Here is an 11269-nt window from a genome sequence, read left to right on the forward strand (position 1 = left end):
CCACCCGAAGGTGGCCTGAATTGGATGGTTTATTTAATAAATATTTATTGCTGGTCTTCGACGTAAATCCCGGCGGATATAATCGCCCCGCCAATTCGCCGTTTGCCGTACAGCAAGCCGACCGGATAGCCCTGCGATGCTGTATTTGTCACGCCGCCAAAGGCGTAGCTGGCCTTGTTATCAGGTGACTCTTTACGGGCCAGGCCCGCTGGCTGTGGGGATAGCATTTGGACTACGCCGCCGAGCATTAATGATGCTCCCGTGCCATAAAACCACGGTGCAGCTGCGGCAGCAGGAGTAAAACTTAATACAACCCCCACAACAACAAGAACGGCTCCCAGGATAGTTTGAAGGACACCGGATTTTTTACTCCCGATAACCACTGGTACGATACGGATTATCTCCCCAGTAACGGGGAAACCTAAATCATCGATACCAATATTTTTCTCATCTTTAAATACTGCATAGGCTAATCCGCGCTCCTCGCTGGATATCATGAATTTTTCGAACCCTGGTATTGTTTTTGCCAGCGCAACACCTGCTTCATGGGTAGTGGAAATAAGCCGTTGATGAACCTTACCAAATTTTTTACCAAGTGTTCCACTCAATTCAATGCGCGTCATAACCTCTTGCATAAAATACTCCAAATAAAAAAGGCCGTTAATACGGCCCTTTGATTTCACATTAGGATATTATTTAACTTGCCACATCCTGTACTGTCCCCAGAAACCTACTTCAGTTAAATATTCTTGGGGTGTGCCATCCGCCACTAAATCAAGGGTTTTTCTCATCCCCATGCTTAAAACATTGCACTCATTACTCACGCGTAGCTTATGAGGCCCATTAGCCAAATAAGCTGTAACGAATTGATTTTGTCTTAAAAGAGCAACATCTTTACCATCAATAGCAACAAGAAATTTGCACATGCCTCCACTACCACCACCGATGAACTGCTTATTCCTCGTTACCGTAACCTTTGTTTGCTGTGTATCACTTTTAGGTGTAACCATTTCTTGGTTTAAAATCTTTTCTGCCTGCCCATATGGACGCGCACATCCAGCCAGAGTCAAAACGGCCAATGCCAGAGTGATTTTTTTCATTCCCCATATCCTTTTGCTTTTAGTTCAAATCCCGCAAAAGACTAACATAGAGAGTGGTACCGAACGATTTTCATCGTCCTGTCGAGATAGTATCCGCCATACGGTACCCGCTGACTAAGATGACCATAGAGGTGGTGCAGCAACATGTTCCCCTCCAGCAAAATCCCGGCGTGGTTCCATTTGTCAGCCTGCACCTGCATGATCACCATGTCACCTGGCTGCGGCGGGCCATCAAACTCACGGAACCCACATTCATACCAGCAGTTCTGGTAGAAATTGTCCGGGAACTCATTTTCCCACCAGTGATAGTCGACGCGGTAATCGTGCAGCTCGATGCCGTGGGTCTGCCGGAAATAGCGCATCACCAGACCCCAGCAGTCATAATGGCCAAGCACGAACGGGCGCTCGAGGAGCGGCAATTCGCCGCGGGGGAGAATGGTACGGAGATCTCCCTCTGGCCAGCTGATAATGTGCCACGGCAGCTGCGTGGCATCGCACTGCGCTTTGTCCAGTTCGCTGGGTTGCGGCGTTGCATCCGGATGGCTGTGAACAATACCGATGATCGTTCCCCAATCCTCAACCGCTGCATAATCCTCCGGCGCCAGAACGAAATTATCGTTCGCCTCGCTGGCCAGGTTCCGGCAGGGGAAATAACGCTCCACCCGCCCCTTCTGGGCAATCAGCCCGCACGCCTCGCGCGGGTAATCGGCCGCTGCATGCGTCTGAATGGCCTTAATCGTTTTCTGGCGCATATCAGCTCCTGATCAGCGACGTGCCCGGGAACCCACCGAACGGCAGCTCGTTGTTTTTACCAAATCGCAGTTTGCAGCCCGTCAGCGTGCCATTGCAGACGTCCTGCGATGGGTCATCGACCGGTTTGTTATTTTTGTCGAAATAACGCGTGCCGGCATAATCGCAGCCATCGCCGCTACGGTATTTATTGCGGATACACCAGGCGCAAATCGAGTGATATTGCCGGGTTGGAATCATCATCCCCTGCAGGTCCATCGGGCTGGCCAGCGCGAACTCCACCGCTTCGTCAGTTTCGAGGTTTTTGGCATCAATAAAATACAGCTGGCGCTTTTCCTGCGTCGGGTCCGCCGTCGCATTCCCGTCCGCAAAGTTCCGCACATCCAGATATTGCTTCTGCGTATCATGGATAGTAACCCGCGCCTGCGCCATGTCGTCGTAATACAAACACAGCGCGGAAATAGACCCGTCGATGTTACCCACCCGCAGCGTCGGCTGTGCATCACTCCCCGTGGTGGAGGATTCGATCCCCTCCAGCTCACATGGCCAGGCTTTATATTCCGTACCTTGCCACCAGATGCTTTTGGCTGGCAGCTTCGCTTCATCGTCGCCGGCAGCGATTATTTCCGCAGCCGAGTGAGGTACGTTATACCCGTGAAAATATAAAACCTCGCCCATGTTGAACGCGCGGCCGTCGATTTCAAACAGCCGGATAGAATCACCCGGCTCCAGCTTCTGATAATCTGCGTTAAGACTCATGGTTTAAATCCCTGAATAAATGTTGCTGACAGGGAGTAGTTCCCCCCGCCCATAGGCACTGGTTTGTATTGCGTGCAGCGGAAAAGCCCGACATCTTCGAGCGGCGGCGTCCACTGAAAAGATTTCGTACCACCATGACGGTCCAGGAACTGTTTTATCGCTCGAATATAGTCTTCAGTACCGACAAAATTCAGTTCCCATTGCTGCTCACGATTATTGAGACCATCCCCCGATGTCTGCGTATAACCGTCACCAAATTTCGCCTCTCTGACACGGAAATCGACGGTTTCCGTGGGATTAACCCTGGGACTCCAGGTGAATATCTCAATGGCCATTAACGTTGTCCTTTTACGGCGTTCCAGATAGCGCCACCCGCGCGCATGTCTTTCGCCATGAGCTCTCTGTATTTCTTCTCAACAAACGCCCCAATTTGCTGACCAAACTGCTCAAAACCAGACGTGGATTTAGAGGACGCCTGATCGCCGGAAATGGTGATCCAAACTTTCGGGCCCTCTGACGCGCCGGCGTTCTGACCGCCACCCACAGCGCGTACCCCGAGCGAGCCGTCGCCTGCGCGGGTCAGTGGCATAATTGCCTCCGGCCCCGCCTCCCCAAACACGCCCGCGCCTTTAGCGAAAGCGAATAACTGAGGGGAGTCGTAGACCTGATTTCGGTATGAGCTGAGGGATGGCGAGTCATAAACGCCGCCTTTGGCGTTGAAGGTTAGCCCGGAAGCCGCTGAATCATAAGCCCCGGATGGCGTACTTCCACCGCCGCCGGCTGCGCCACCAATAATGGAACCTGCGGCGCCAAGAATGCTCTGGAGCGCGCTGGAAAGGGCTATTCGTGAGGCTATTTTTGCCAGGTCGGAAAGGACAGAGGCCGTGAAACTTTTAAAACTGGATTTCCCCGTGACGGCAAACGACGCGAGCGACCCTGCCATGTCATCGAATGCCCCCGTGGTAAAGCTGGCCACCTGGCTGTTCGCATCACGGGCATTATCTATCCAGTTGAGCGTTCCTCGCCGGAAACCGGCACTGTAATCCTGTTCAGCCACCAGGCGGTCCTGGGCGCTTTGCTCAACGATCTGCAGCTCCCGCTGCTTCACCGACTCCAGATCGGCCAGTCGAGCCTGATATTCAGTGGACGTTTTATCCGTGAAATCTTTTTCAAGAGCCAGCCGACGCTGGTTAAACCGGTTAATAATGGCATTACGGGCCTCGGTATCGCTTGCCTCCTGTTCTGACAGGCTGTACTTCTCAAGATTCAGGGCAGCCTCGCGCTGCATAGCCTGAGCCTCTTCAGCCCATTTCCGGCTTTCAGCCTGGTATTTCAGCGAGGTTTTCCGTAGAGCTGCTTCCTTCTCCAGCTGAATATTCGACTGAAGCTGCGCACGGATTTGCTCCTGCATGGCCACCAGGCTTTGCTGGCTTTTCGTGAGGTGATTTCCCTTGAGGCTGGAAACCTTCTCATCAAATGCGACCAGCTGCCGTTCTGATTCGGTCAGCGTATCAGTTGTCTGTACCTGCTCTTTCAGTACGGCATTGCGCTGCTGCGCCTGTACCAGCAACCGTTGACCTTCAGTCTCGCTGTTGCCTGATTTTTTGGGCTTATCTTTCTTCGTCGACTTGTCGTACTCGTCGTTAATCCCTTTCAGGATACGCTGGTACTCCTTAGACCCCGACGCATAGATACTGCTATTCAGCCGCTTAATCGCCGCCGCCCGCTTGTCTGCCGCAGTAGTCCCGGCATCCATGTAGCTTTTAAGACCCGCAGTATTCTTTATGCGCTCATTCTGCGCTGCAGCTGTAGCTCCCGCGATATCACCGGCCAGCTGGCCAGCCATGCTCCTTAACGTTCGCTGGACGTCCTGCGTTTTATCAATCGCACCACCGAGCGCGATGACTGCCTGCTCTCCGGCTGTCCCCCATGTGTTCCCGAGGTTTTTTACCGTTTCAGCGGTCTTATCGACATCAACACCCAACTCGGCCAGACGATTTTTCTCGGCCTGTATCGCCGCCTCAATCAGTAACTGGCTTGCCTGCGCCGTGCTTCCTCTATCCTTCAGCGCCATGACTTGCTGAACGATCGAATCTTTCAGGACCACACCGGATGCCGTCAGCTTATGCATAGCTGAAACAGGATCATCCTTTAATCCGGAAAGATGGTTAACCAGCTCCTGAGCATCGCCGCCCGCCTTCTCATACGCATTGGCCAGCGTGGCAACATCATTCAGCAGCCGACCACTAAACCCGGCTTTTGCCGCAGCAGAAACGGCATTGACTGACGTCTCCGTATTCCCCAGTTCACCACTCAGTTTTTTAAGGTCCGCAGCAGTGACCAGCGAGGACGTTTTAAGATCCAATGCTGCAGCGTTCAGCTTTTTGGTCTGCTCTTCCGCCTTTTTAAACTCGGTATAAATCAGCGTACCGCCGGCAGCGAGTACGGACAGACCAATACCAACCGGCCCGCCCAGCAGGCTCATCGCAGAACTGAGCGCCCGGCTACTGGTGGCCGCGATGCGTTGCCTTAGCGATAGCTCTGTATTGGCCACGGCTGCAGCTTCAGTTGCCGCAGTCAACGCGACTTTTCCGCCCGTCTCAGCAGCATCTGCAGTCGCAACAGCAGCCTTAGCCGCCTTCAGCTTATCCAGCCCACTGGCCTCCAGCCGGTTGGCTTCAATAATGGCGCGCTCGTTTTTCAGGTGTTGATCCTGATAACTGACGTTTAACCCATAGAGCTTGTTAACCTCAGTCTGTTTCGCATAATACTCATCCAGAGCGATCGCTTGCTCTCGCTGGGCCTGCGCTGCGGCTATCGTTTTTTCAGCAATGGTAACTTTGTTAAGCGCGGCCTGCCGTTCTGCCTGCGCGGCCTCAATCTGCGATTTTGCCGCCGATGCCAGTTCTGCTGCCGCATTACGGGCTGCATCCTGTTGTGTCTTCCAACCCCCTGCAGAACCATCTAACTGCCCCTTTAGTGAATGGACCGCCGGGATCAGCGCGTTAATTATGCTACTGCTGGCGACATTACTTCCGGCGGCAACTTCATGGAGGACAAAGTTCAGTTGACCGGCACCTTTGGTGGCACCAGAAAACTGATCATCATTTGCCCCCTGGACGCCGATTTTTTTCGCCGCGTCGACTGTTTTGGCTATCGCATTTGCCAGCTCATTGGCCTGCTCTGTCGCCTGCTTATTAAATTTTTTACTGGCCTGCCCTGCGCTCTGATATGCCTCGGTAATTTGTGACCGAAACGCGGCGGAATTGAGATGCAGGGCAACCGACAAACTAGCTACGTCACTCATTGACCCAGAATCCTCATAACATCAGCACATTGCTGATCTGTAACTGATACGGCAGGGCTGTCAGACGGTTCCTGGGCTGGAGTCTGGATGGGGTTGCTTGTCAGGGAGAGCCAGGCTTGCCAGTGAAGAAGAATATTGGCAGGGAGGTTGGCGATTTTTCGTGGATCATACTCCCCCAGGCGAGCGGCCAACGAAAAGACCGTCATCAACATGGGGGAGTTGATCAGTTTTTTTTCGCCTCCTCCAGCGTGCCGTAGCTGAAACGCTGAACCTTAGACAACGCCTCGGAGATTGACCCATAGGATCGAGATTTCATCAGCTCAACCGGAGACGGTAGCCCTTGTTCGGGAACGCCATCTTTATCGACCAGGGCGCTCAATATTAGTGCTGACGCCTCCAGCATCAATCCACGCGTTTCGCCCGGGCCTGTTAGTTGTTCCGCCTTTTCTTCAAAATCAGCCAGCTCACTGGCGGTCAGGCGACGAACATAGAACTCACCACCAAAAATATTCAGAGGGAATGCATCGCTATCGGGAGCCAGCAGGCGAGATTTAACGTCGGTTTTCATTCATTGTTTTCCACAAAAAAGCCACCCAAAGGTGGCTGTCAGTTATTGGTAAAATACGGCTTATGCGCCGCCGTCGGCGACTGTGCCCCAGGTGATTTGGTTCTGTTTACCTTGAACGGTGATCTGAATGACGTCACTCGCCGGCGCGCTGATTTCGTTCATCTGCCAGCCGGACAGCGCCAGCAGCGCCGTCGACGTTCGCCCGTTCGGCAGCTCAACATAAAGCTGAATGGTTTTGCGCGCCGCTGCAGCGTTAAGCAGCGCAGCAAAGTCGGTATTTTTGGGATCATCGATAAAACCCAGCGACCTTTCCGGTCCATCCGGCAGATCGGAAACAGACTGCTTTTGTTTATCTTTCAGCGTCGTGCAATCCACAAAACCACCCACCTGCCCCATCGCTCCCAAGGCTTTACAGTTATCCAGCGCTTTCATCGCTGCCACTGCATCACCAGGTCCCCCAAACTTAACGATGGAGCCCGCCGGCAACATCGCATATTCAGGCGATGCTTTTTTCTCATCAGCCATGATTTTTCTCTCTTTTTATTAATTGATAGCTGTCGCTACCCGTTTTGAATACCGTGGCGAATTTCCACGACCAGCACGCTGAGCACTTTCTGAAGGTTGTAATCCAGCGCAGGCCGAATAAAGGGTTCTGCCACCTGTTTGACAGTGCCAAACTCCTGCGCCACCGCCTTCATATGGTGCTCTTTGCTGGGCCCAACCCGGAGCGTTATAACTGTGCTTCGGTACTTTGCCGATCCTTTTCTCGATCTGATTTTGATGGTGTCACGCATATGCTCTTCAGGGGACGCTTCGTCAAAGCCGGCATGCTGCTTCATATCCTCTTCGACGACCTTTAACGCCTCACGGCCAGCATCGCGTAAAACCTTCGTTGCGACTTTTTCCCCCAGCGCGGTAAGTTGTCGCTCCAGCTCATCCAGCCCCTTCACTTCCATTCGAATCACGATGAATCCTCCATGTGATGAATAATGAAATCGCGGATCAGGCGGTACTGGATGCGCCGGTTCGTCAGCGTAGTCTTGTCCTGCCGGATGCCGCCGCGTTCAACGTACTGAACCGGGACATTTTCCAGCCGGCCGTGGACGAGTTTTTTCCATTCAGACCAGATTTTGCTGTCCAGCTGCAGGAGGTTGGTGTAGTCGTCAATCCGGTAAATCGTCACCTGAAAACGCGCTGAAATCAGTCCGGTCCGCAGTGTTCCCGTGTACATCTCCGGGTCTGAAATTCGTTGAAACGTTACTCCCTCCTGCTCGCTATCCGGCAACAGCAGCGGGTAAGCATTCAGGCCGGTAATACTCTCCAGGGCGGTTTTAATTGCCAGCTCTATCATGGCGCCCGTCCGCCTCCCCCGTAATGATGATCCGGTCCGTTTTTCGGTCGATATTCCGGACGGTGTAAACCAATTCTTTCGTCGTGATTTTCCAGTCCAAATCGACCAAAACTCCCGGATAAACCGTAAACAAACGGGTTTCCACCACCTGCTCCTGATCCTGCGTTCGCACCTTTCGGCCCGATACCAGCTCGGTCTTCGCCCAGGCTTTGCCTGCCTCGACCAGTGTCTCCGGTAGCGGTTCGCCCAGCGGCCCCCGTCCAGACTGGACATAGCTGATTGCAATACGACAGTTCATTTCTCCCGGTTTCAGGCTCATACGGTGTGCTCCTGCAGGGGAAAAAGCAGATGCCTTACTGCGGCAGTTTCCAGCCACTGGCCCGTGTGGCCATTCAGATACGCATCGCTGACCAGATACTGCACGGCCAGCTTGATATCCTCATCGGCAACGAATCCCCGGGTCGTCTCCGGGAGCGCCTGCAGCTCCGCATCGCTGGCAACCAGCTTGCAGTAGTAATCTCGCTCGATACTCCGCAGCGCGGCGGTGACCATTTTCGTGAGCATGCCGTCATGCTCGGTGAAATCCAGTTCCAGACGGAGCTGGGTTTTCACATCAGCCAATGTCAGTATCAAAGTCGTTATCTCCCGGTTTCGGTGCCATTGCGCGTTTGGCATCTTTCGGCCATACCGCAATGCCGCGAGAAACAAGCTCTTCTGCATATTTACTATCAAAACAAGCGATATCACCACGCGAATAACGGCTATACGGGCCGAGGAACACAACGGCTTTACGTTCTGGCACTTTTACCTCCGCTGGGGCCTGCGGTTCACTTTGACTATTACTGGTGCCGGTATTTTCCGGGCCATCCACGGGCGCTCCGGCATCGGTATCGCTCCCCGATGTATTTTCCCCGCCTTCGGCACCGCTACCACCGTCGACGCCAACTGTGGCGTCACCGGTATTACGGCTGGCCACTTCAGCGACAGTCCCACTCGTGCCGGAAGCATCCAGGGATGCATCAGTCGTTGTCGCATCTTTGCCTGCTGCGGATTTCGTTGTTTTACCTGCCATTTATTACCTCCTGCCTCTGAAACAGAAAAGCCCGCATATGCGGGCCTTATTGACGGATACGGTACGGCTAGAACAAAACGCCGGTACCCAGCACCAGACCTTCCGGGTGACGGAAGCCGATGTCGTGCTCAGTTACAACGCGGATCAGAGACTGATTACGCGCAAAGGCAGAAACCAGGTTGCCTTCGGCATCTTTGTACGTCGCCTCTTTGGAGAAATCGACCTTCATGGCACCGTCTTCACCGATGACAACATCGTTGAAGTCCGCGAAATAAATTTCTGATTCTTTACCGCTGTCACCCAGGTTAACCGGGATCGCGCTGGTGCGTTCAATCGGGTGGCCTTTCAACATACCCTGTGCCATTTCCGGGTAGACTTTGTTACCGTTGCCATCACGCAGGCCAAACAGTTTCATGTAGGTGCGGTTCGACATACCCCAGCCACAACGGATCATCAGGCTATTGCCATCCATAGCCATCAAAATAACTTTATCCAGGTACTCATCAACCGTATTCAGGTTGACTTCCGCTGCTGCTTCCCAGGGCAACAGACGATTCCACTGCGTTGCGCGGGCTTTCATACCCGTCGGGGTATCGCCGGTTCCATCATCACGCATAAACGCTTTATCTTCACGAACAGAGATAGCGGTCAGAATGTCCTGCAGAACCAGTTGTTCAACATTAAAACCGGCACGGCCAATCAGCTGGTTCGAAATCGGTACCAGCGCGATCATGGTTTTTGCATTCAGTTTTACATCGTCGAATTTTGATTCAGACGCCTTAGCATCCTTCCCTTCACCGGTATAGCTGGCAGTTGCACCGCCAGCGGAACGCGGTAAAGACAAATTTCCGTTCGGCAGTGGGATCGAGCGAGCCCCCAGCTTACGTACAATAGTGCGATCGCTCAGCAGCTCGATCACTTCGTTTTGCATATTTTCCGGGATAAGTGCGCCGCCAGAACCCGATACGGTTGAGATGGCCATCGATACAGTCTGGTCATTCAGTTCTTCGGCGGCGAACGTAGCCGCATCACGCAGATCGCCCTTCGCTGCAGCAATCGACATGACCATGCGGGTCATTCCGGCGCCGACGTATTGCTTCGGTTCTGCTTTGACAACGATGGCCGGGCCATGTTGGGTCGCTTTAACCGGCTTCGCAACGACCGCGGCCGCACGTTCTGCGGCTTCCAGACGTTCCATTTTGGCGCTGATATCGGCGAACTGCTGCTGCAGGCCACCAAATTCTGTCAGCTGCTCCGGTGTCAGCGTACCGCCGCTCGCCTCAATGGTCGCCAGGGCCTGAACTTGTTCGTTGATACCCGCACGCTGACGACGCAATTCTTCAATCTGTGGCATTTTATTTCTCTCTTTCTTCGACATAAAAAAAGCAGCCCGGAGGCTGCTTAGAGGTGACGCGCTTGCGTCGGGTTACATTTGGGCTTGAATATCCATCGCTGCTGCCCGGAATTGAATGGAGCTGGTTTTCTGAGGAGTCTTGTACTTCGCCGCAATGGCGTTAATCGCCGACTGCGGGTCAGAAACTTCATCGGCCAGACCCGCTGAAACGGCCCCGGAGCCAGAGAAAATCCCAGCCTGCGTATTAATTACCGCCTGCTGCTCGATACCGCGATACCCAGCCACCGAGCCAGTAAACGTTTCGTACATCTCGTCGATCATCCCCTGGAACATGCCCAGCGCCTCTTCACTCAGCGGCTCATGCTGGGTGCCGTTATTTTTGTTATCACCCCTGAAGATAGTGGTGAACGTCAGCCCCATTTTTTCTTCCAGCTTCGACGTATCCAGGTGCTCCATAATCACACCGATAGACCCCACGCCACTGGTCTGGCTGACGATGATTTTGCTGCAGGCCGACGCGATGAAATACGCTGCAGAATAGGCGTTGTAGTTAACAATCGCCGTAATGGGTTTCGTTTCGCGAGATTGATAAATGAAGTCGGCCAGCTCCTTGCACCCCACTGCTGCGCCGCCGCCGGAGTTAATATCCAGCACGATTTCGCTAATCGACGGATCGTTTAACGCCATACTCAGCTGGCTGCGGATCCGCTCATAGCTGGTTAGCTCGGTGCAGGCCTGCGTAATCTGCCCACGACGTGGTACCAGCAATCCGTGGACAGGAATAACCGCTACTCCACCGGCTGGCTGTACCTGCTCCGCTGCGGAAGCGTTATCCGGATTCAGTGCTAACTGGATACTGCTATCGTCGACCGTTCCCTGAATGCGGGGGATCAGCACCGCTTTCACAGAATCCATCGCCTGCCGCGACACGTAATGCGGCACGCCAAAGACCATTTCCGCCAGGTGCGGATAGTTAATCAGTTTGGTTGTCATGATTTTTACCAGATA

Annotated in this window: 15 protein-coding genes; all 15 read right to left on the reverse strand. The window is 53.5% G+C overall.

The genetic code is table 11. The features are described from left to right. Nucleotides 1–44: 44 nt before the first annotated feature. The gene (locus HV213_RS16515; protein ID WP_181482527.1) at nucleotides 45–635 is read right to left on the reverse strand and encodes a tail assembly protein; all 591 of its coding nucleotides are present in this window, start codon (nucleotides 633–635) and stop codon (nucleotides 45–47) included. A 57-nt stretch (nucleotides 636–692) separates the two neighbouring features. Beyond that, the gene (locus tag HV213_RS16520; protein WP_132467586.1) at nucleotides 693–1100 is read right to left on the reverse strand and encodes a hypothetical protein; all 408 of its coding nucleotides are present in this window, start codon (nucleotides 1098–1100) and stop codon (nucleotides 693–695) included. Nucleotides 1101–1141: 41 nt separating this feature from the next. Then, nucleotides 1142–1852, reverse strand: a complete 711-nt coding sequence (locus HV213_RS16525) for a C40 family peptidase (RefSeq protein ID WP_181482528.1) — start codon at nucleotides 1850–1852, stop codon at nucleotides 1142–1144. Between the two features lies 1 nt (nucleotide 1853). Next, nucleotides 1854–2609: a phage minor tail protein L gene (locus HV213_RS16530; RefSeq protein WP_181482529.1), complete on the reverse strand. Its 756-nt coding sequence runs from the start codon at nucleotides 2607–2609 to the stop codon at nucleotides 1854–1856. Next, on the reverse strand, nucleotides 2606–2944 hold the full coding sequence (locus tag HV213_RS16535; protein ID WP_181482530.1) for a phage tail protein: 339 nt from the start codon (nucleotides 2942–2944) through the stop codon (nucleotides 2606–2608). The genes HV213_RS16530 and HV213_RS16535 overlap by 4 nt, the downstream gene beginning before the upstream one ends. Beyond that, nucleotides 2944–5916 (reverse strand): phage tail tape measure protein, encoded by a 2973-nt coding sequence (locus HV213_RS16540; protein WP_181482531.1) that lies wholly within the window; start codon nucleotides 5914–5916, stop codon nucleotides 2944–2946. Before HV213_RS16540 ends, HV213_RS16535 begins: the two co-directional genes overlap by 1 nt. 223 nt (nucleotides 5917–6139) lie before the next feature. After that, nucleotides 6140–6484 carry a hypothetical protein gene (locus HV213_RS16545; RefSeq protein ID WP_181482532.1) on the reverse strand — a complete coding sequence of 115 codons (345 nt, stop codon included), beginning with the start codon at nucleotides 6482–6484 and terminating at the stop codon, nucleotides 6140–6142. Between the two features lie 60 nt (nucleotides 6485–6544). Continuing rightward, on the reverse strand, nucleotides 6545–7009 hold the full coding sequence (locus HV213_RS16550) for a phage tail protein (RefSeq protein ID WP_181482533.1): 465 nt from the start codon (nucleotides 7007–7009) through the stop codon (nucleotides 6545–6547). A 35-nt stretch (nucleotides 7010–7044) separates the two neighbouring features. Next, nucleotides 7045–7449 carry an HK97-gp10 family putative phage morphogenesis protein gene (locus HV213_RS16555; RefSeq protein ID WP_327021765.1) on the reverse strand — a complete coding sequence of 135 codons (405 nt, stop codon included), beginning with the start codon at nucleotides 7447–7449 and terminating at the stop codon, nucleotides 7045–7047. Beyond that, nucleotides 7446–7835: a hypothetical protein gene (locus HV213_RS16560; protein ID WP_181482534.1), complete on the reverse strand. Its 390-nt coding sequence runs from the start codon at nucleotides 7833–7835 to the stop codon at nucleotides 7446–7448. Before HV213_RS16560 ends, HV213_RS16555 begins: the two co-directional genes overlap by 4 nt. Then, nucleotides 7816–8154, reverse strand: coding sequence for a phage head completion protein (locus tag HV213_RS16565; RefSeq protein WP_181482535.1), 339 nt, complete (start codon nucleotides 8152–8154; stop codon nucleotides 7816–7818). Before HV213_RS16565 ends, HV213_RS16560 begins: the two co-directional genes overlap by 20 nt. Next, a complete protein-coding gene (locus HV213_RS16570) occupies nucleotides 8151–8468 on the reverse strand; it encodes a head-tail connector protein (RefSeq protein WP_181482536.1) in 318 nt (105 codons plus the stop codon). The genes HV213_RS16565 and HV213_RS16570 overlap by 4 nt, the downstream gene beginning before the upstream one ends. Next, the gene (locus HV213_RS33300) at nucleotides 8449–8907 is read right to left on the reverse strand and encodes a hypothetical protein (RefSeq protein WP_181482537.1); all 459 of its coding nucleotides are present in this window, start codon (nucleotides 8905–8907) and stop codon (nucleotides 8449–8451) included. Before HV213_RS33300 ends, HV213_RS16570 begins: the two co-directional genes overlap by 20 nt. Nucleotides 8908–8974: 67 nt before the next feature. Next, the gene (locus HV213_RS16580) at nucleotides 8975–10261 is read right to left on the reverse strand and encodes a phage major capsid protein (RefSeq protein WP_181482538.1); all 1287 of its coding nucleotides are present in this window, start codon (nucleotides 10259–10261) and stop codon (nucleotides 8975–8977) included. A 72-nt stretch (nucleotides 10262–10333) separates the two neighbouring features. Then, nucleotides 10334–11254: a S49 family peptidase gene (locus tag HV213_RS16585; protein WP_181482539.1), complete on the reverse strand. Its 921-nt coding sequence runs from the start codon at nucleotides 11252–11254 to the stop codon at nucleotides 10334–10336. Nucleotides 11255–11269: the final 15 nt, after the last annotated feature.

It is taken from the genome of Klebsiella sp. RHBSTW-00484 (assembly GCF_013705725.1).
In the GTDB taxonomy this organism is placed as follows: domain Bacteria; phylum Pseudomonadota; class Gammaproteobacteria; order Enterobacterales; family Enterobacteriaceae; genus Klebsiella.